Here is a 20,296-nt window from a genome sequence, read left to right on the forward strand (position 1 = left end):
GTGTTTACAATGTTTACCCAATATTTTGGAATGAAATTTAATCCATTTTCTAAAGAGATAAGTGTAAACGACCTTTACATAAGTGAAGACATTGCTGAATTAAATGCCAGGCTAAAATATTTACAAGAAACAAGGGGTATAGGACTTGTCGTTGGGGAGGCGGGTTCAGGCAAATCTACCGCATTAAGAAAATATGCTGAAAGCCTCAATCGTTCTACATTTAAACCATGTTACTTTGCCCTTTCTACACTCACAGTGAGAGAATTCTATCAAGCATTGGCTATGATTTTAGGCGAAACCCCCTCATACAAAAAAGTAACGCTCTTTCACCAGATACAAAGAGCGATAACAGAACTTTATTACAGCCAGAAGATAACTCCTGTCATAATATTAGATGAAATACAACTGGTTTCTAATGATGTTCTTGAAGATTTGAGAATAATATTTAACTTTAATATGGATTCTCAAAACCCGTATATATTGATACTTTCAGGACAACCACACATAAGAAACAAACTAGCCTTGAATGTAAACAGTGCACTAAGGCAAAGAATTTCTATAAAGTATGTAATGCAAGGGCTAAAAAAAGAAGAAATTCAAGATTATATAAAAACAAGAATGAAAATAGCTGGAGTGATGGATGATATATTTACACCATCGGCATATGAAGCAATATATTCTCTAACAAAAGGGCTGCCAAGGATAATAAATAACCTGGTAACGGCTTCTCTTCTCTATGCGTATTCTAAAAGGCTAAGAGAAATAGATGAAGAAGTAATATACCAGGCACAAAATGAAATCAGTTTATGAGAGTAGTAGCTTTCGCTACTCTCATTTTTTATTATACTTCAATTAACCCAAATTGCCAATAACAGATATTAACATATTTTGGCGGTTATGCTCTTAAAAAGTGAAAAAAATTTTTAATCAGGCTGTGATAATTTGAGAAAAAATACTTTTATGCACTTAAAAAATGCCATTATAATTTGAAAATCTTTGGAGATTTAATTTGAGAATTGACATAATAGTATCACCCTTATAAGGGTAATACTATTGTCTATAGTAGTAAAAATTATACACTATGTCAATATTTTTGTTATTTCCTCATCTTTTGAATAAAATCTATGGCTTTTTCAATTCTCTCTATAGTTCTTTCTTTTCCCAAAAGTTCCATTATGTCAAATAGTCCTGGACCAAAAGTTCTACCTGAAATAGCTAATCTCGTGGGATGGAAAAGTTCACCACTGGATATTTGTAATTCCTCCACAAGTTTGCGATACGCTTCCTCAGTTGTAAATTTATTAAAAGGCTCGACTTCTTTTAAAGTCACTACTGCTTTTTTTAGGATATCCACAACTTTTTCTTTAGTAAAATACTTTTTAACTCCTTTTTCCTCATATTCGTAAACTTCTGTAAAATAATAGCTCATGGCATCAGCTACATCCACAAGAGTTTTTTCCCTTTCTCTTACTACACTTACTATTTTTTTGATATAATCATAATCGAAATCTTCCCCAATAAAGTTTTTAGCTTTCAAAAATGGAATGACTACTTCAGTTAATTTATCTAAATCATAATTCCTTATGTAATGGCCGTTTATCCACGTCAGCTTTTGTACATCGTAAATAGCTGGATTTTTTGATACCCTTTCTAAAGTAAATTCTTTTTTGCTTTTTGACACATCAAAAATTTCTTCCCCATCTTTTGGAATCCATCCCAGCAAGGTTATATAATTTACAATTGCTTCAGGAAGATATCCTTGGTCTCTAAACTCCTGCACAGAAGTCGCTCCATGTCTTTTACTAAGTTTACTTCTATCAGGGGCTAAAACCATAGACACATGGGCAAATTGAGGAATTTCTAAGCCTAAAGCTTCAAAAATTAGTATTTGCTTTGGGGTATTTGACAAATGTTCCTCTGCCCGTATAACATGTGTTATCCCCATTTGGTAATCATCTACCACAGTAGCAAAATTATAAGTAGGCATATTGTCTGATTTCATAATTATAAAGTCATCAAAGGTGGAATTATCAAACTCTACATCCCCTCTTATTATGTCGTGAACCACTGTCTTCCCTTGTTGAGGCACTTTTAATCTTATTACAGGTTTTTTCCCTTGCCTTAAATACTCCTCTATTTGCTCTTTGGTCAAATTTCTACATTTTCCCGTATACATTGGAGGCCTACCTTCTTTTTCTGCCTGTTTTCTCATTTCCTCTAACTCTTCTTTTGTGCAAAAACAGTAGTAAGCCTTTCCTTCCTTTAATAATTTATTTGCGAATTTTCTATATTCTTCTAACCTTTGCGATTGGTAAATAGGTCCTTCATCCCAATCAATACCTAACCACTTCAGTCCTTCAAGTATCCCTTTCATAGATTCTTCTGTCGACCTTTGTAGGTCAGTGTCATCCACCCTTAAAATAAATTTTCCTCCATTGTGCCTTGCAAAAAGCCAATTAAAAAGAGCAGTCCTGGCACCACCTATATGTAAACTCCCTGTAGGACTTGGGGCAAATCTTACTCTCACTTCACTCATCTTATCACCTCTTCATAAGTTTAAACTATTTTGATTATACTTTAATTGAAGTGTTTTTTCAACAAAGAAGTATTTCATCAAAAATTTGTGGTATAATCATACTATAAACTTAAAAAAGGAGCTGTTAAAATGAAAGATATTGTTATAAACCTTTTAAAAGAAAGAGGAGTTATTTTAGGAGATATGGCAATATTAGTATTAGACTTGCAAAAAAAGTATTATGATGATTTAACAATAGAGGAATGCATAGAAAATTTACATCATGTACTTGAGAAAAGAGAAGTTCAAAATGCAATCTTGACAGGAATCGCTTTAGACAAATTAGCAGAAAAAGACCTGCTAGAAGAACCTCTTTTGTCGATTTTAAAAAGAGATGAACCTTTATACGGCATTGACGAAATTTTGGCCCTTAGTATAACAAATGTTTATGGTTCTATAGGTCTTACTAATTTTGGATATCTTGATAAAGTAAAACCCGGCATAATAGGAAAACTTAATGAAGATAAACAAAAAAAGTGTAATACTTTTATTGATGATTTAGTAGCTGCAATAATCGCCGCGGCATGTGCTAGAATTGCTCATTCCAAAAAGAAAGATTCATGATACGTGTTTAACTGTAACATTTTTTGTTCTATGTGGAACTATTTAACAAATACTTAATCAACTGTAATTTTATCCTTTATCTGTTCAAACATCTTAGGCCCTATTCTAGAAACATTCACTATATCCTCTATTTTTTTAAAAGGTCCTTTGCTTTCTCTAAATTCTATTATTCTTTCAGCCGTTACAGGACCTATCCCTGGCAATGTCTGTAATTCCTCTCTTGTAGCTGTGTTTATATTTATTTTTTTATCTTTTGCTGTAGTATCAGAAAATGAAACCATCGCTTCCTCACCTTTTTTAGGCACTTTTATCATCTGCTCATCTTTAACTTTTTGCGCAAGATTGATATTGGTAAGGTCTGCCTCTTCCAATGGACCCCCAGCTTTATTTATAGCATCTATTACTCTTTCTCCTTCTTCCATAAGATAAACTCCTGGATTTTTAACTAGGCCCGTCACATAAACTTTTATTTCCGAAGGTTCTTTTTTATTCTCTTCAATACTATTATTTACCTCTTCTGATATATCATCAGCATTTGTACTAATAACAAAATCATTTTTTAATTTGTAATTTTTATAAATTACATACCCTGAAAACAATAAGATAAAGGATAATAAAACAACTATGGCATACTGTTGTCTCTTTGAAAAATAAGTCATGCTATCACCTCTTTTTACAAGCTCCTTTATTTATTTCTACATAAATCAAAAAATTCCTTTTTATTTTTCGCGTTTTTTTGTTATACTTTAAGTATCAGCATAAATTGGAGGCATAAAAATGAAAAAGATAATAGCTTCTTTGCTCACACTATTTATTTTGGTAGTGCAAATAACTCCTGTATACGCTAATGTGCCACCACCACCTGAAATTGTAGGCCCAACTGCAGTTTTAATGGATTTTACAACAGGTCAAGTATTGTATGACAAAAATATGCACAAAAGAATGTACCCCGCAAGCACAACTAAAATTCTTACTGCAATTATTGCTATAGAAAAGGGAAACTTAAACGATATTGTAACTGCTAGCAATAATGTTACAAAAATAGATGGAAATTCCATATTTCTTTCTCCTGGTGAGCAACTTACGTTAGAACAATTACTTTATGCGATTATGTTACAATCTGCCAATGATGCAGCAATAGCAATTGCTGAACACATTGGTGGAAGCGTAGAAAACTTTGCTAAAATGATGAATGAAAAAGCTAAAGAAATTGGAGCTTATGATAGCCATTTTGTAAATCCAAATGGTCTTCCTGATGACAATCATTATTCCACCCCTTATGATATGGCATTAATAGCAAGGTATGCAATGCAAAATCCAGAATTTAGAAAAATAGTAACTACAATACATTATCAAATTCCTCCTACTAATAAGTTTGATAAAGTAAGAGACCTATGGTTAAGCAATCGCTTAATCAAACCTTCAAGTTTTCGCTATGAAGGAGCTGATGGAGTAAAAACAGGATACACGGTTGCAGCTGGTCAAGTTTTAGCAGCTTCTGCAACAAGAGATGGTCGCAGACTTATATCCGTCATAATGGGAGACCAAGGAACAAATATCTGGACAGATACTATAAAACTTTTGGACTACGGGTTTCAAAACTTTAGTTTAGTGAAAAAAACAGAAAAGGGTGAAACAATAACATATATCGACTTAGGAAAGTCCCACTTTAAACTTCCTCTTATTGCAAAAGAAGACTTTTACTACGAAGTTCCTAAAGGTCAAGAAAATTCTATAGAGACCCAAATAATTCTAAATAAGGATATCAAAACGCCAATAAATAAAGGAGATGTGTTAGGGTACATCAAATATACTTTAGATGGCAACGAAATTGGTACAAATCCTCTCATTGCAGCCGAATCTGTTTATAAAAACTTTTGGGGAAACTATTATACGGAGGTACAATCTTCTGGTGTAAAAAATACAATGTATACTAACCCCGTAAAATTTATTGCTGGAACAACAATTTTAGGAATAGCTTTTATCCTTTGGAGAAGACGGAAAATTAGAAATAGAAAAAAATATATCTTCTCAAAATATTGATTTAAAAAGAGGGCAGAATGCCCTCTTTTTATGCATATATTTGGTTGTCATTGAGGCTTCTACTTCTTCCCATGTCCTTTATAAAAGAATCAACATTAAAAAATCTTTTTAAAATTTTAAAATAATACAACTCTTCTTTAGACTTTATTTCAAAACCGTTAGGTAGGAATCTATTTTTTATATACTCTGCATCACTAATTTCTGATTCGGCTATTTTATTTAATATTTCAGATGTACCAGTTCCTATTGCAAATTTTTCTTTTCTTCTCCATACAATTGATTCTGGTAAATAATTTTCTGCAAGCTTTCTAAGTATCCACTTTTCGGTTTTTTCTCGGCCGTTAATTTTAAATGACGGTGTTATTTTAAATGCGTACCGTAACACTTCTATATCTAAAAACGGTACACGTCCCTCAATGGAATGTGCCATTGTCATTCTGTCAACTCTTTGAAGATTTGTATTATGCAAATTTCGAGTTATATATTTTAATTCAGATTGTAATTTCCAAGGATTTGTATAATTTTTGAGGTAATGGTATCCACTAAATAACTCATCAGCACCTTCTCCCGAAAGAATAACCTTTACGTAATTGCTTGCAAGTTTTGATACAAAATATGTTGCAACAGCACTTCTGACTAAGGCTGGATCACAGGATTCAAGATGATATATAACTTTGGGTAAAACTTTTTTTATGTCCTCCTCTGTATAAATAAATTCATGGTGAATCGTACCTACATAATCAGCAACAACTCTTGCATTCTTTAAGTCATTACTTCCTTCGACACCTACTGCAAATGAGTGAAGGGGATTTTTGTATTTTGCTGCTATTGCTGCTATAAGGCTGCTATCCAATCCGCCACTTAAAAATACTCCAACAGGCACATCAGCAATCAACCTTTTTCTTACTGAATCCTCTAATCTAAGCCTTAATCCATTAATAATATTATCAACATCTGCAAAATGCATCGGATCCTGTGGAATTGAATAATATCTCTCAAATCCGTTTTCAGTTGTATAAATATATCCATTAGGAAATTCATTTATATCATCAGTTACTTCCTGAAGTGCTTTAATCTCCGAAGCAAAGGCAAAATAACCTTCTTTTGTTTTACCATAATACAATGGCTTTATTCCTAACGGATCGCGAGCAATAAATATGGTCTTTTTTTTAGAGTCATAAATAACTAAAGCAAACATTCCATCAATATAGTTAACACAATTTTTACCTAGTTCTTCATACAAATGAATTATTACTTCGCTATCAGTATCTGTGGAAAAAATATGGTTTTTTAACTCTTTACGCAATAATTGGTAATTGTAAATTTCTCCATTATAAATAAGCCAATACCTGCCATCTTCGTTTTTTATAGGTTGGCGTCCATGATAAAGGTCAATTATCGTCAACCTATTATGGCCTAATGTAATATTTTCATCTGCAAAAATACCTGACTCATCCGGGCCACGATGTCGTATTTTATCAAGCATCCTTTGTACTTTGCTCTTATCACCAGTTCCTATAATTCCTGCCAATCCGCACATTTGACTATCATTCCTCCCCTTCAGATATATTTAAAGAAATTGAATAAGGAACGTAAGAAAAGATCTTACGTTCCTAAGTTTTTATACTTCTATAGCTGATTTTTCATATTCACGTAAAATCTTTTCTACCCTTTCTTCTTCAGGTATTATTCTTTGTTTTTCATAGTCATAAGCGTAACATGCTCCATCTATCACTTTTGTTTGTAGTACTCCTTTAGCATATTTGTTACCTTTAAGATGAGGTGCATCCAATAGACCTATTTTTATTGCTAATGCCAGCACATCTGGATCTGCCAGTGGATCAGGGCTATGAGGTGCCAAGTTCTTTATCGCTTCCAATAAAATCCTTGTCTCTTTCTTTAACTGTTCTTTTCTTTGAATTACTTCTTTATCTTGAGTCAAATCAGGCATTCCAAACATAGAATTTTTTATCACGGCTTTTACTATTTTAACGCTTTCAATTATATCTTCTGGCGTTGCAGCATGATGAGCTTCACAATATCCCACTACGTGATATATATGAGGTCTTATAGCCATAGAGAGATAAGCACTGGAAGCTAACTGACCCTTGGCTTCTAAAAGGTCAGTTGGAAAACTTGCAAGTCCCGCTCTTGCTTGCCTTATAACTCTGAAATTTTCATCTTGTAATTCTTCTATCAATTCTATCTTAGCTAACATCTTTGCCAAATCCATTTTTGGTGAAATAGAAGCAGGTACATTAAACATAAACTGAGCTACATAGTCTCTTACTCCCATCTTTTTGGCATTATATGCTGCAAGATAAGCCATTGTTACTCCAATTACGTCGTGAGCATCTCTCAAGCTCCAATGATGTGCTTCGTTTACTTCTACAGGTACTCCTTTTTCAGCGTGCCATTTCATAAGCTGCTGATTTTCTCTTATGGAAGTATTTACATCCCTTGGTCCTCTGCCGTCCAATACATTATACCAGCAAAGGGGAATCGCTGCCCAAGCGTTATGGATAGTCTCTAGAAGCATCTCTGCCATCTTGAAAACATCATTTGTACCACTGTAACATCTGAGAAGAGGATAGTTACCTCTTCTTGAAGCCTCATATATTCTTATTAAGTCTTCTTCCTTTCTTATAGGAACACCGCCTGCTCCGTCCAAAGATTTGTCATATTTTTTATCAAAGAAGTGCTCTTGAGCATTTTGGTCTGGTGCTATAGAAATTACATCTAAAACTTCTGCTTCTGCTATCTTCTTAACTCCTTCTATAGTGTCCTCCAATGAAGGAAGCCCAAAGTGATGCCTTATTATAGGATAAGGATATTTATCTTCTATTCTTCCAATTAATGTATCAGCAAAAACTCTTTGTCTATGGTTTGAACTTCCTCCTCTTAAGAAATTAATTGTAGCTTCATCGCCATTTTTACCATCAAAAACTGCTGCAAATATTCCTGATTTACGAGCTACTTCTGCAGTAGGCTCTGTCCCTCCAAATACCCATTTTATATGTTGCAAATTATTTACTTCTATTTCCCTCTTGAGTTCTTCTAAAAGTTTTTCAAGAGCTGAAGGAGTCAGTCTAAAGCTTACTCCTACAATCTCCGGCTTATGTTCTTTAACAGCTTCAATCAATTTTTTAATAGGAACTGCAGGACCTAAAAATACAGTCTCATAACCTTGCTGTTCTGCAAATCTCAAAAAGTTATACACACCTGCTACATGGACGCAATTACCTATCGCTGCCGCTACAATTAACTTTTTCATGCTATCGTTACCTCCTTTCTTTTCCCTTCAACCAATTCTATAATTTCTTCAACTGTCATACCTTGTATGCCAAGCTTTTCAGCTGTTCTTCCAATTTTCCAATAATCTTTTCCGTGCATAACTGAAGCAAGATGTATAACAGCATCAATAGTGGGGGTCTTAATGCCTATCTCTTTCCCTATAGAAGACATAGGCACTAAACTCATAGGAACATCTTCAAATATATAACGGCAATCTAATGTTTGAGGAGCTAACAAACCCACATAAGCTTTTGTATTTTGAATTGCCTCATATAGATTTTCTCCTTCTGCATTATAACTTTCTTTTAGCCATCTTTTAGCGGAAATAGTATTTACACCTAGAGCTTTCGCCACCATCATTCTCTCATTATCTATTTTTTCCAGTATTTTTGCAACAGAAGGAGAAATGCCTTCCCGATAATATTCAAAATTCCCTTTAGTAGTTTCTATTCTCGCTGCATTCAAAAGAGTAGGTGTAGGATGAAAAACAGCTCCAAAATTGTTAAGACTCGTTTCAAGAACGTTTTGCGCCGGAATAAATTGAGGAAAGGCAGTATTAAGTGTTTCCACCACTATTTCTGTTTTTTCTTTAGGTATTGCAGCAACAGACACAACTTCCTTTATCTTATATATTTTCGATTTTCCCATGGAAGACCTGCAGGCATATATAAAAGTATCTGTTTCTGCAATAACTACATCTAAATCTTCTCTTTTTCTTATAACATTATGAAACTCTAAAGCACCACCAGTTCTTCCAGGATTTAATACAATTATTTGACCATCCTTAAGATATAGCAGCATGTCTTCGGCAATTTTATAATGGGCAGAAGCAGGAACTACAACTAAAATTATATCAACATCTTTAATAGCTTTCTCCATGTCATCAGTTATCACATTTAACTTGCCAAACCCTTCTACTTCTCCTTCTAATTCAATTCCACCTTTTTCTATAATAGGAAGTAATTTTTGATAGGTTCTATTGTACAAATTAACTTTATAGCCTTTTAAAGCGAGATGCCCCGCTATCGCTTGACCCCCATTCCCAGCTCCAATTACTGCAAAAGAGAGTTGTTTCATTTTTACTACCCCCTTTTAAAGAAATGAAAAAGCTATAGAGGGAAATCTATAGCTTTAGCCTTCGGTGTCTGAAAAGACATAAAAAGACACCATTGCTATCATCCTCCTCTTTCAACGCTTACGAGGTTAGCTGACGGGTTCGGGTCGAAAGATAACCCTACCATCTTATCAAAAGATGGATTCACCCCCAAAGTGGTTCCCCCGCTTCTTTACGAATTCAGCGTTTAGCATTTTATTCAATTTTCAATTTATTTTTATTATATCATAAAATCAAAAAGTTGTAAAGGAAAACATACTAATATTTCCCAAACTCCTCTCCTACCCTTATTTCATCCAAATAGTTATATATAGTATATCTGGAAACACAGAGTATTTTTGCTACGTAATCCACAGCGCCCCTTATCAAAAAAGTCCCTTTTTCATCCAACATCTTTACCACTTGTACCTTCTCTTCTTTTGACATGAAATTAACAGGTTTTCCGTAATTTTCCAATGTTGTGTTTACTATACTTTCTAGTACATCGCTAACACTACCTGTATAAGCCTCTCGAGCCTCTTCGTTGGTATCCGCCACATCGCAAAACTCTGATAAAGTATTTTTTACCATTATAAATTCTGAGATATCAATATTGATGGTAAGGCATCCAACAGGCTTACCATTTTCGTCTTTTATAAAAAGAGCAGATGACTTCAAAATTTTCCCATCTTTCCCTTTGTTTTTATAGTTTATTAAATTTTCAACGTTATCAGATTTCAATACTTTCGATATAGTTTCAGGCAAAGGGCTCCCTACATCTCTTCCTGTCACATGCCCGTTTACAATTGCGATAATCGAATTTTGTGGAGAAGAAAAGTCATGCAACGCCACTTCGCAATTTTTGCCAAATGTATTAGCTATACCTTCTAGTACTGGGATTATGCTTTTCAAGATAGGATGCGTCTTCATCGGCTTGAATCCCCCTAATCATACAATTTAAATATATGCAATGAGGTGATGAAAAATTACTGATAGGCTATAAAAATCCATCTGCACAAAGAGATAAGACGTTAATAAAAAAATTTATTAACGTTATTATACATGCCTCAAACAAGGTTGTCAAGCAGTATTTCTTTTGCATCTGCCCACAATCTTTCTAAATTATAAAAATTTCTCTCTTCTTGTTGGAAAATATGAACTATTACATCACCATAATCCATTAAAACCCATTTGCCTGCTGCATAACCCTCAATGTGATGAACAAAAATTCCTTCTTCCCAAAGTTTTTTCTCAACTTCGTCAGTCAAGGCTTTTACATGGGTATCTGAATTCCCCGTAGCTATAATAAAATAATCAGCAATAGTTGTTAAATCCCCAATATACAAAATCTTTATATCAAAGGCTTTTTTGTCTTCTAACACATTATATATCTTTGATACTTTCTCTTTTAACTCTATCACTAAATCACCCCTCTATCATAATTTTTCTTCCGCTTATATTATTCTTTAACTTACTTCAATTTACTTCAATAAAGTTTTAAGAGAATATCATTTCTCGCTCTTATTGTTTTTTCATAAAGAAGCAATTTTCTTTCTATTACATAGCAAATAGTGCTGTCAAAAGCTTTTAATACAGCCATATCCACATCCTGCTCAGCCAATTGTTTTAATTTTTCAACCCCTTCAAAATTCCTATTAGGTTCAATATAGTCAGCCAAAAATATTATCTTATCTAAAATTGTCATATTAACATCCCCAGTAGTATGAAGAGCAATTGCTCTTTTTATTTCTTCGTCTTTTATTCCAAAAATTTCTTCTACCAAATGTGCACCTACAGGACCGTGTAAAAGAAAAGGCGCATGTTTTAAAACTTCATCTACTTCAATTCCATATCTTTGAGCAAATTTTAAAAGTTCCTCATCAGAATAGCCCTTTGCACAATCGTGCAACAAACCTGCAACTTGCGCTTTTTCTACATTAGCATCGTATTTTTTAGCAAGGTATATTGCGGTTTCCATAACACCTATAGAGTGTAAATACCTTTCTTCATCTAACAAACTTCTTAATTTGCTTTTTAAAAATTCTATGTCATACCCCATTTTCCTCATCCTTTTTGTACAAGTCGTATTTTTGAATATATCTTTCTACAGACTCCGGCAACAAATACTTTATAGGTCGTCCCCCTGCTACTCTTTCCCTTATATCAGTTGAGGAGATAGCCAAAGAAGGAACAGTCACTTTGTAAATGACATTTCCATAAAGTTTTCTAATTTTATTTAATTCTTCATCTATTCTATTGCCTTCTACTCCTGGCCTAGTTGCGGCAACAAAATTACACATCTTTAAAAGCTCATCTGCACTTTTCCACGTCAAAATCTCTAAAACAGCATCCGCTCCTGTTATAAAATAAAGTTGAGTTTTCTCCCCATAAATTTTTTTAAACTCTTTGATAGTATCAATAGTATAAGTATACCCTTCCCTGTCAATTTCAATCGTCGATACCTCAAAAAAAGGATTAGTTATTGTGGCAAGTATAGTCATTAAATAACGATGTTTTTTATCTGTCACCTTTCGCTTCACTTTATGAGGCGGATTACCTGCTGGAACAAAAATCACCTTGTCCAATTTGAATTCAGACCTTACCGCTTCAGCAGTAACTAAATGACCATAATGAATAGGGTCAAAAGTGCCTCCCATTATCCCAAGTCTAAGCTCCCTTTCCAAGTTACTATCCCCCAATTTATATTTCTTTTATATTATTATTATACATTATACATTAAAAAAGGTAAATTGCACAAGCTTACCCTGAGACCTCATTAAAATCGAGTAGGAGCTGAATAATTATTTTATTCAGCGTCCTCTCACACCACCGTACGTACCGTTCGGTATACGGCGGTTCATTAGGAATTGTGTACAATTAGATATCTTTGGGATAAACTCTTATAACCTATGCTTTCAAAGTATTTATTTGTAAGAGTCTTATTTAGGATTGGGCTATTGGATATTCTCCAGTAGCCTTTCCTTGTATTGGCGTATTCCCAGGCTTTTTGTTCTTCTACTCCTAGTTTTACTAGGTTATCATGCTTCGTTTTTATCTTCTTCCATTGTTTCCATATACATGCCCTTAGTCTTCGCCTTATCCATTCGTCAAGGGTTTTCATTATGCTTTTTGCGTCTGCTAATCCAAAATAGTTGACCCATCCTGTTGTTATTTGATTTAGTCTTTTTATTCTGTTTTCCATGCTTATTCCCTTGTTCCGATTGGTTATTTCTCTTACTTTTTCCTTAAACCTTTTGATGGATTTTTCATGGATTCTTATTCTTACTTCGTTTTCTTTTGTGTAGAATGAAAATCCAAGAAATTTTCTTCTCCATGGTCTATCTACAGCACTTTTTGCTTCGTTGACTTTTAGTTTTAATTTGCTTTCTATGAATTTCTTTATGCTCTTCATTACTCTGTTTCCTGCAGACCTGCTTTTTACATATATGTTGCAGTCATCTGCATATCGGCAGAATTTATGCCCTCGTTTCTCAAGTTCTTTGTCTAGTTCGTCCAACATTATGTTTGCTAATAGGGGACTTAATGGCCCTCCTTGGGGTGTCCCTTCTTCTGTTGATACTTTGACTCCGTTTATCATTACTCCTGATTCTAAGTATCTTCTTATTAACTTTAGTACTCTTTTGTCTCCTATCCGCTTTTCTAGTTTGGACATTATTATGTCGTGGTTTACTCTGTCAAAGAACTTTTCTAAGTCCATATCTACAACCCATGTATATCCTTCATTTATATATGCTTCTGCGGCTTTTATTGCGTCTTTTGCACTGCGTCCTGGTCTAAATCCATAACTGCTATCAGAAAATGTATGGTTGTAGACTCTATTTAGTATTTGGGCTATTGCTTGTTGTATTAGCCTATCTAGTGCTGTAGGTATTCCTAGTAGTCTTACTCCTCCATCTGGTTTGGAAATTTCTACTCTTCGCACTGGTTGTGGTTTGTATTTCCCCTCCAGCAGTTGTTGTTTTATGGTTGCCCAGTTTTCTTTGAGATACGGTAGAAGTTCATCTACTTCCATCCCATCGACTCCATGGCTTCCTTTATTTGCAACAACGCGCTTGTATGCTGCTTCCATGTTCCCTCGTTCTACTATCATTTCAAGCATCTTGCTGGTATATCTTTGTACATCGTTTCTTCTATCTTTTGACGCCGATGATATACTATGCACTTCCGTTGTCTTTTGAAATTCCATTTCTCTATTCAACGGATAGCCTCTTTGTTGAGTTGTCTGCAGTCTCTGCATATCTTTCGAGTCCATAAGATTTCCAAAACCTCCTAACGTTCGGCCCTTCCTTATCTATTCATGACTAGATAAGTACTATGACCTCTGCTGACTTCTCAAGGTTCAACCATACATCACTGTATGGGTTGTCACTTCAGAGTTCACTTTAGTGACTTGTCCTTGAGACCTCCCCGGGTAAGAACGATAACTTTCATCTCATATATCTGCCAGATTTACTGTATGGGATTCGGGTAGTGTTGGACTTCGTTTTGTTACGCAAACTCATCCATCCCAATTCAGCCTCTTATCTGGTTCTTGTTCATCAGACCGAGATTTTGCCTTAAGCTTCCTTCAGATTCCACCTCACGATGGACACCCTTGCTTTTGGCTAGTGGTTCCCACTACCAAGCCCACAGCGGACTTTCACCGCCTAGCTATCGCCCATGCCGGGCGCACGTAAATAAAAAAGTGGAATCAAATTCCACTTTTATTCATAGTATTCAAATTCAAAATCTCTCACATTTATTGTATCACCACTTTTAAATCCCTTTTCCTTAAGAGCATCTATTACCCCGCTCTTTCTAAGAAGCATTTCAAAGTACCTTAAAGAATGTTCATCTTGTAAATTTACTCTTTTTAAAAGTTTGTCAATTTTTGTACCGCTAAGATAATAGGTATTATCTTTTACTTCTATATTGAGAGTTTCTTCCTCTTCAGGAGGTGTATAAACAATAACTTCTGGCACTTCCTTTATCTCCTCAACCGGAATAGAAGAAAGAATTTCTATAGTCTTGTCCAAAAGTTTGTCAATTCCCACTTTTGTCAAAGCAGATATAGGATATACCTCATAACCTCTTTTTTTGATTTCTTTTTCAAAAGCAGGAAAATTTTCTTTACCGCTTTGTATATCAATTTTATTTGCTGCAACAATTTGAGACAAAGTAAGTAATCTTTCACTGTAAAGTTTCAGCTCCTCATTTATCTTCTCAAAATCTTCTATAGGGTCTCGCCCCTCACTGGCGGAAACATCCACCACGTGTATCAACATTTTTGTCCTTTCAATGTGCCGTAAAAAATCATGTCCTAATCCTTCGCCTCTGTGGGCCCCTTCAATTAAACCTGGAATATCTGCCATTACAAAGGATTTCCCTTTATGTTCTACAACTCCCAAATTAGGTGTCAGTGTTGTAAAAGGATAATTGGCAATTTTAGGTTTTGCTCTTGTGCAACTGGCTAGAAGAGTAGATTTCCCTGCATTAGGAAATCCTATTAATCCTACATCAGCGAGAAGTTTTAGCTCTAACCGTACCCACATTTCTTTGCCTTTTTCACCGCTTTCAGCGAAACGAGGAGTCTTCAAAGTAGGAGTAGCAAATTTAGCATTTCCTCTTCCTCCCTTACCTCCCCGTAAAACAATAGCTTTTTGATTAGGTTTTACAAGGTCAGCTATAATTTCTCCTGTTTCATCGTTAATTATCAAGGTTCCTACAGGAACTTTTATGTACAAATCTTCTCCGTTTTTGCCATATTGATTTTTACCTCTACCATTTTCTCCATTTTGCGCAATGTACTTTTTCCTGTATTTAAAATCTAACAAAGTAGACAAATTAGGATCTGCTATAAATATAACATCTCCACCTTTTCCTCCGTCGCCACCGTCCGGCCCACCATAAGCAACGTATTTTTCCCTTCTAAAAGATATAATTCCATTTCCACCGTCTCCAGCTTTTATGTATATCCTTGCTGTGTCTATAAACAATTCTATCACCTGCCTTATTTTATAGTATATACTACTTCTCGTATTTTTTTACTCTTTTAATAGCTTCTTTATAATTTCCTGTGCATTTTCAGAATTAAAGATATCTCTTTCTCTATTAAGGTGGTCAATAGTAATGTGGAGAGATTCAATCACTTTCTCTAATTTCCCTAGTTGAGCATAGCCTAATACCAATTGTAAATCATTTAAAAGCTCATGTCTGCTTCTTTTGATGTAGTCTACCAATAACTCCACATCTGACACCATTTTTTCACCACTTTCTTTTTTTATTATTATTTATGAAAAAATCCTGGTATAAACCAGGATTTAATTCTGTGCAACTTTTCTTTCCGGATAAACACTTACTTGTTTTTTGTCACGTCCTTTTCTTTCAAAAGTAACATACCCATCAATTAATGCAAAAAGTGTATCATCTTTCCCTTTGCCTACATTTACACCTGGATGAATTTTAGTTCCTCTTTGCCTTACAAGGATATTACCAGCTAATACAAATTGGCCATCTGCCCTTTTTACTCCCAAACGCTTAGATTCACTATCACGGCCATTTCTGGAACTTCCCACACCTTTTTTATGAGCAAAAAGTTGGAGTTTCATTCTTCACACCTCCTATCCATAACCCTTACATATTCAGGATAATCCGCTTCAATATCTTTAAGGCCTAAAACCATAGTCTCCAGAATAGCTTTTAGTTGTATATCATCTTCTGGCAAACCTTTATCAATAATGTCAATCTGCAAATCGCCACTTTCTATTTTTTTCTTTATCTTAACAGTTTTTAACGCCTCTATTCCCAGCACCGCTGTCTGAGATATAGCAGAAACAGCTGCACATATGATGTCCTTTCCATACTCATCGAAACCTGCATGTCCTTTTATATTAAATTTATAAATATTCCCTTTTGAATCTCTCAATATTTCTACTCTAATCATGGCTTACTGAACTATTTTTTCAATCTGTACTTTTGTATAAGGTTGACGATGTCCTTGTCTTCTTCTATAATTTTTTTTGGGCTTATACTTAAAAACTCTTATTTTTGGCCCTTTGCCATGCTCTATAATCTTGGCATTCACCTTAACATTTTCTAAATATGGTTTGCCAAACTCTACATTACCATCCTCTTTTGACACAGCCAAAATTTTGTCAAAAGAAATAACTTCCCCTTCTGGATAATTTAACTTTTCTACTACAAGAACATCTCCTTCACGAACCATATACTGTTTTCCACCAGTTTCGATTATTGCGTACATTTTTGCACCTCCTCCATCCAGTCTCGCCAGGAAACAAGGTAAAAATTTAAAAACCCGTCCTGAGCGGCCACAAGTGATATTTTAACATAATAAAATATCACTTGTCAATTAAAAAAGCAAGTACCTTTTATTTCCGCCTCAAAAACGAATTGGGTAGTAAATATGTCTTCACCAAGTGCCAAATCGACTAAAGAGTTTGTGTTCCTTTTTCTTCCTCCTCTTCCTTGGCATCGCTTTGTTCTTTTGTTTTTTCTTCCGCTAATTTATAGTTTTGTAATTCTATAACCTTTTGATTCAATTCTTCCTTTTCTTTTTCCAACTCTTTTATCCTATTGTTAAGTCCTCTTATCGTTACGCTATAGCGAATTTGTCCAAACAAACCTATTGTCCCCACAATTATAGCTCCAATAGCTGCTGACAATAAAATTACTAAAGCTTGAGAAATTGAATAATGCCAATACAAAAAACTTATATCCACAGGTCCAGCATTAGAAATAGCAAAAATCGCTACTATAATTGCGAATATCAAAGCTAATATTGTATAATATTGCCCCTTCACAAAATTCACCTCCCCCATCTTCAGTAACACTCATTAACACCTTTCTACCTTTATGATAAATTATACAAATTATTATTGTCAATAAAAATTATAAATTTTTCGATAATAATAAAACATCATTCTTAACTTTTATCATTTGATTGAGAGAAAAACTGTCCGTGTAAAATTTCAGTAGGTAAGGCTAAGTAGCTGACATTTTGCCAGCTCGCTCCGGTGACATCGCAGGCTAAACTAGCGCTTAACCTCGGACTCCGGCGGGGTTCCTGGCCCATTCGGCGTCCTTGCCTCAGGGGCCAGCCTCCGGCATCCTTGCCTCCGGCCCCGCCTACGTCTTTCGGTCTCGCTGAGTTTAGCAACTGCTCTGTCAAGTCGCTTCTCTTGTGCAAAATGTCAGCTGAATGCGTCACCTACTAATTCTTGACACGAACGAGAAAAAGTTTTTATGTTGAAACTACTCCAGTAGTTGTGTTAAAATTGATTATAGTGAGCAAAATGCTCACCTGGGTCGCAGTAACCCCAGTTAACAAAACAAAGGAGGTAATTTTGTGTCCAAAAAAAGAATAAAAGATCTAGCAGAAATTGCTCTGGTCGCGGCAATTTATTTTGTACTCACAGTTATATTTTCTTCCATTTCTTTTTTACCCCTTCAGTTTCGCGTAGGGGAAATTACAAAATCCATTGTAGTATTCAACAAAAAATATGCTATTTCCATGATGATAGGAAATTTTTTTGCAAATTTGTTTAGCCCATTTGCTGGCACAATGGAGCTAATTTTTATGCCTCTCTCAAACTTAATCGGTTGTACAATTGGATACTACATTGGAAGAGTTACTCACAAATTGGTAGGGGCTGTATTTGTAGCTCTTTGGATTGCTGCATCGGTAGGAATCACCTTAAATGTCTCTGCCAATATACCATTTATTCCAACTTTCTTAAGCGTAGGATTGGCTGAGACTGTACTTCTTGTAACTGGATATTTTCTGCTTTTTATAATTGAAAAGAAAGGAGCTGTGAAATTTGACAGATAAATATAAAGAAAGAAGATTTGACACTTACGGTTATGAAAAGATCGACAAAGAAGTTTTAGAATCCATTGAATATGAATACCCTGAAAAAAATACAATTGTAGAATATATAACTAATGAGTTTTCTTCCGTCTGCCCTTGGACAGGATTACCTGACAATGCAAAACTCACAATAAGATATATACCTTCTAAAAAATTAGTAGAACTTAAATCTTTAAAGTATTATCTCACCTCCTATAGAAATGTAGGCATACTGCAAGAACATGCTATAAATAGGATTTTAGATGACTTAGTTGAACTTCTACAGCCAAAATTTATGGAAATAATAGGCGAATTTCAAGAAAGAGGTGGAATAGCCACGAGAATTGTGGCAAAATATGAAAAAGAAAAGTAGATATAAAGCTGCCCAAAAATTCCATTGGGCAGCTTTTTTAAATTTGATTCTTCATTCAAATTCTATCTCAAAATGGCCATATTTTTTATTATTGTCAACAACAAGTTCGAGATCTACATTAAATTTCTCTTTGTAAAATTTTATAATTCCTTTTTCTGACGCGATTTTAACAACTTTATCATTCCCTTTTATGTAGATTTTTCGCGCATTTACATGCCGCAACACTCTCTCTATATTATTCCTTAATCTTCTGTAGATGTACTCAGTTGAATAAACCATCCCTTCTCCTTCACATATAGGACATTTTTCTTTAAGGTATGAGCCTACTTGCGACCTCACCCTTTTCCTTGTCATCTCAACAAGTCCTAATTGAGTATACCCTAATACAGTGCATTTTGTCCTGTCTTTTTGGAGTTCTCTTTTGAAAAACTCCAGCAAATCCCTTTTAAAATTTTCATTTTTCATGTCTATAAAATCAATAATAATTATTCCACCAATATCCCTTAACTTAAGCTGCAGGGCAATTTCTTCAGCTGCTTCAAGATTGGTCTTGTATATTGTCTCCTCTAAAGAAGATTTTCCTACGTACTTTCCTGTGTTTACATCAATTACAGTAAGAGCTTCTGTTTGGTCTATTATTACAAAGCCCCCACTTTTTAGCCACACCTTTTTTTCTAACAATTTATCAACTTGAAAATCTGCTCCATAAATCCCCAGTAAGTCTCCTTCTTCATAAGTAACTGAAATATTTTCCTTTCCTACATTTTTTAAATATCTTTTTATGTTCTCATACTCTTCTTTGTCGTTTACCACAATTTCATCTACCTCATCAGAAAGCAAATCCCTCAAATACTTAATTGCAAAATCCTCTTCTTTGTATATCAAAGAAGGAAGGGGAGCATTTTGAAAATCTTTTTGTATTTTCTCATATAAGCGAATTAATTCTTCTAAATCCTCCCGTATTTGCTGTTCTGTCGCCTCCAACGCAGCTGTTCTGACAATTATCCCTATACCCTCAGGTTTTAATTTTTTTACAATTTCCTGAAGCCTCTTTCTCTCCACTTCTTCTTCAATCCTATGAGAAATTCCAATGTAGTCGACATTAGGCATTAAAACTACATATTTCCCCGGCAAAGAAATATTAGCAGTGACTCTGGGATTTTTCATGCCTACTGCCTCTTTTGATACTTGAACCATTATTGGTTGGCCTGGTTTTAAAACTTGTGTAATGCTTTTGGGTAAATTTTCTTGTTGAAAAAGCACATCGTCAAAAAATAAAAAAGCGTTCTTGCCAATTCCAATATCTACAAAGGCTGCCTGCATACCTTTTAAAACATTTTGAATCTTACCTTTATAAATATTTCCCAAAATATTTTTTCCATCTCTTTTCTCTGGATGGTACTCCTTTAGCTTCCCATTTTCTAATAAAGCAATTTGGCTCAAATTTTCATCAATATCCAATATAAGTCTTTTCAAAATTTTCACCCC

General features: G+C 34.6%; 22 protein-coding genes and 1 riboswitch. Of the genes, 5 read left to right on the forward strand and 17 right to left on the reverse strand.

The window, feature by feature from the left end:
• Positions 1 to 9: 9 nt before the first annotated feature.
• Positions 10 to 810, forward strand: coding sequence for an ExeA family protein (locus THEBR_RS07205; RefSeq protein WP_009051793.1), 801 nt, complete (start codon positions 10 to 12; stop codon positions 808 to 810).
• 286 nt (positions 811 to 1,096) lie between these two features.
• On the opposite strand, the gene gltX is transcribed toward THEBR_RS07205, so the two are convergent.
• Complete coding sequence (gene gltX / locus THEBR_RS07210; RefSeq protein WP_012269430.1) at positions 1,097 to 2,536, reverse strand: glutamate--tRNA ligase; 1,440 nt, start codon at positions 2,534 to 2,536, stop codon at positions 1,097 to 1,099.
• A 129-nt stretch (positions 2,537 to 2,665) separates the two neighbouring features.
• Here gltX and THEBR_RS07215 point away from each other — a divergent pair, with 129 nt between their 5' ends.
• On the forward strand, positions 2,666 to 3,139 hold the full coding sequence (locus tag THEBR_RS07215; protein ID WP_012269431.1) for a phosphatidylglycerophosphatase A family protein: 474 nt from the start codon (positions 2,666 to 2,668) through the stop codon (positions 3,137 to 3,139).
• 53 nt (positions 3,140 to 3,192) lie between these two features.
• Here THEBR_RS07215 and THEBR_RS07220 read toward each other — a convergent pair whose 3' ends face one another.
• Positions 3,193 to 3,798: a helix-hairpin-helix domain-containing protein gene (locus THEBR_RS07220; RefSeq protein ID WP_012268770.1), complete on the reverse strand. Its 606-nt coding sequence runs from the start codon at positions 3,796 to 3,798 to the stop codon at positions 3,193 to 3,195.
• A gap of 118 nt (positions 3,799 to 3,916) precedes the next feature.
• Between THEBR_RS07220 and THEBR_RS07225 the strand changes: the two genes are divergently transcribed.
• Positions 3,917 to 5,182 carry a D-alanyl-D-alanine carboxypeptidase family protein gene (locus THEBR_RS07225; RefSeq protein ID WP_009052611.1) on the forward strand — a complete coding sequence of 422 codons (1,266 nt, stop codon included), beginning with the start codon at positions 3,917 to 3,919 and terminating at the stop codon, positions 5,180 to 5,182.
• A gap of 28 nt (positions 5,183 to 5,210) precedes the next feature.
• Here THEBR_RS07225 and asnB read toward each other — a convergent pair whose 3' ends face one another.
• The 14 genes from asnB to THEBR_RS07295 form a co-directional block, all read right to left on the reverse strand.
• Positions 5,211 to 6,722 (reverse strand): asparagine synthase B, encoded by a 1,512-nt coding sequence (gene asnB, locus THEBR_RS07230; protein WP_012269432.1) that lies wholly within the window; start codon positions 6,720 to 6,722, stop codon positions 5,211 to 5,213.
• Positions 6,723 to 6,803: 81 nt separating this feature from the next.
• The gene (locus THEBR_RS07235) at positions 6,804 to 8,456 is read right to left on the reverse strand and encodes a cobalamin-dependent protein (RefSeq protein ID WP_012269433.1); all 1,653 of its coding nucleotides are present in this window, start codon (positions 8,454 to 8,456) and stop codon (positions 6,804 to 6,806) included.
• Positions 8,453 to 9,553 (reverse strand): NAD/NADP-dependent octopine/nopaline dehydrogenase family protein, encoded by a 1,101-nt coding sequence (locus THEBR_RS07240; protein ID WP_012269434.1) that lies wholly within the window; start codon positions 9,551 to 9,553, stop codon positions 8,453 to 8,455. The genes THEBR_RS07235 and THEBR_RS07240 overlap by 4 nt, the downstream gene beginning before the upstream one ends.
• 101 nt (positions 9,554 to 9,654) lie before the next feature.
• Positions 9,655 to 9,786, reverse strand: a riboswitch (cyclic di-AMP (ydaO/yuaA leader).
• Positions 9,787 to 9,848: 62 nt separating this feature from the next.
• Positions 9,849 to 10,499: a helix-turn-helix transcriptional regulator gene (locus THEBR_RS07245; protein WP_003868110.1), complete on the reverse strand. Its 651-nt coding sequence runs from the start codon at positions 10,497 to 10,499 to the stop codon at positions 9,849 to 9,851.
• 137 nt (positions 10,500 to 10,636) lie between these two features.
• Positions 10,637 to 10,990, reverse strand: coding sequence for a ribosome silencing factor (gene rsfS, locus THEBR_RS07250; RefSeq protein ID WP_003868111.1), 354 nt, complete (start codon positions 10,988 to 10,990; stop codon positions 10,637 to 10,639).
• Positions 10,991 to 11,055: 65 nt separating this feature from the next.
• On the reverse strand, positions 11,056 to 11,628 hold the full coding sequence (gene yqeK / locus THEBR_RS07255; RefSeq protein ID WP_003868112.1) for a bis(5'-nucleosyl)-tetraphosphatase (symmetrical) YqeK: 573 nt from the start codon (positions 11,626 to 11,628) through the stop codon (positions 11,056 to 11,058).
• Positions 11,618 to 12,253, reverse strand: coding sequence for a nicotinate-nucleotide adenylyltransferase (nadD, locus tag THEBR_RS07260; protein ID WP_003868113.1), 636 nt, complete (start codon positions 12,251 to 12,253; stop codon positions 11,618 to 11,620). Before nadD ends, yqeK begins: the two co-directional genes overlap by 11 nt.
• Positions 12,254 to 12,429: 176 nt before the next feature.
• On the reverse strand, positions 12,430 to 13,842 hold the full coding sequence (gene ltrA / locus THEBR_RS07265) for a group II intron reverse transcriptase/maturase (protein ID WP_012269435.1): 1,413 nt from the start codon (positions 13,840 to 13,842) through the stop codon (positions 12,430 to 12,432).
• Positions 13,843 to 14,293: 451 nt separating this feature from the next.
• Positions 14,294 to 15,565, reverse strand: a complete 1,272-nt coding sequence (gene obgE, locus THEBR_RS07270; protein WP_009052615.1) for a GTPase ObgE — start codon at positions 15,563 to 15,565, stop codon at positions 14,294 to 14,296.
• Between the two features lie 48 nt (positions 15,566 to 15,613).
• Positions 15,614 to 15,829: a Spo0B domain-containing protein gene (locus THEBR_RS07275; protein ID WP_003868115.1), complete on the reverse strand. Its 216-nt coding sequence runs from the start codon at positions 15,827 to 15,829 to the stop codon at positions 15,614 to 15,616.
• Positions 15,830 to 15,889: 60 nt separating this feature from the next.
• On the reverse strand, positions 15,890 to 16,177 hold the full coding sequence (gene rpmA, locus THEBR_RS07280; RefSeq protein ID WP_003868116.1) for a 50S ribosomal protein L27: 288 nt from the start codon (positions 16,175 to 16,177) through the stop codon (positions 15,890 to 15,892).
• A complete protein-coding gene (locus THEBR_RS07285) occupies positions 16,174 to 16,512 on the reverse strand; it encodes a ribosomal-processing cysteine protease Prp (RefSeq protein ID WP_009052616.1) in 339 nt (112 codons plus the stop codon). The genes rpmA and THEBR_RS07285 overlap by 4 nt, the downstream gene beginning before the upstream one ends.
• A 3-nt stretch (positions 16,513 to 16,515) precedes the next feature.
• Complete coding sequence (gene rplU / locus THEBR_RS07290; RefSeq protein WP_003866909.1) at positions 16,516 to 16,830, reverse strand: 50S ribosomal protein L21; 315 nt, start codon at positions 16,828 to 16,830, stop codon at positions 16,516 to 16,518.
• Between the two features lie 187 nt (positions 16,831 to 17,017).
• Complete coding sequence (locus THEBR_RS07295; RefSeq protein WP_003866910.1) at positions 17,018 to 17,389, reverse strand: LapA family protein; 372 nt, start codon at positions 17,387 to 17,389, stop codon at positions 17,018 to 17,020.
• A 545-nt stretch (positions 17,390 to 17,934) separates the two neighbouring features.
• Here THEBR_RS07295 and THEBR_RS07305 point away from each other — a divergent pair.
• Together THEBR_RS07305 and queF are read left to right on the forward strand one after the other, a co-directional pair.
• On the forward strand, positions 17,935 to 18,417 hold the full coding sequence (locus THEBR_RS07305) for a QueT transporter family protein (protein WP_003866911.1): 483 nt from the start codon (positions 17,935 to 17,937) through the stop codon (positions 18,415 to 18,417).
• A complete protein-coding gene (gene queF, locus THEBR_RS07310; protein WP_003866912.1) occupies positions 18,407 to 18,808 on the forward strand; it encodes a preQ(1) synthase in 402 nt (133 codons plus the stop codon). Before THEBR_RS07305 ends, queF begins: the two co-directional genes overlap by 11 nt.
• 51 nt (positions 18,809 to 18,859) lie before the next feature.
• On the opposite strand, the gene THEBR_RS07315 is transcribed toward queF, so the two are convergent.
• The gene (locus THEBR_RS07315; RefSeq protein ID WP_009052617.1) at positions 18,860 to 20,293 is read right to left on the reverse strand and encodes an Rne/Rng family ribonuclease; all 1,434 of its coding nucleotides are present in this window, start codon (positions 20,291 to 20,293) and stop codon (positions 18,860 to 18,862) included.
• Positions 20,294 to 20,296: the final 3 nt, after the last annotated feature.

The organism is Thermoanaerobacter brockii subsp. finnii Ako-1, from assembly GCF_000175295.2.
Taxonomy (GTDB): domain Bacteria; phylum Bacillota; class Thermoanaerobacteria; order Thermoanaerobacterales; family Thermoanaerobacteraceae; genus Thermoanaerobacter; species Thermoanaerobacter pseudethanolicus.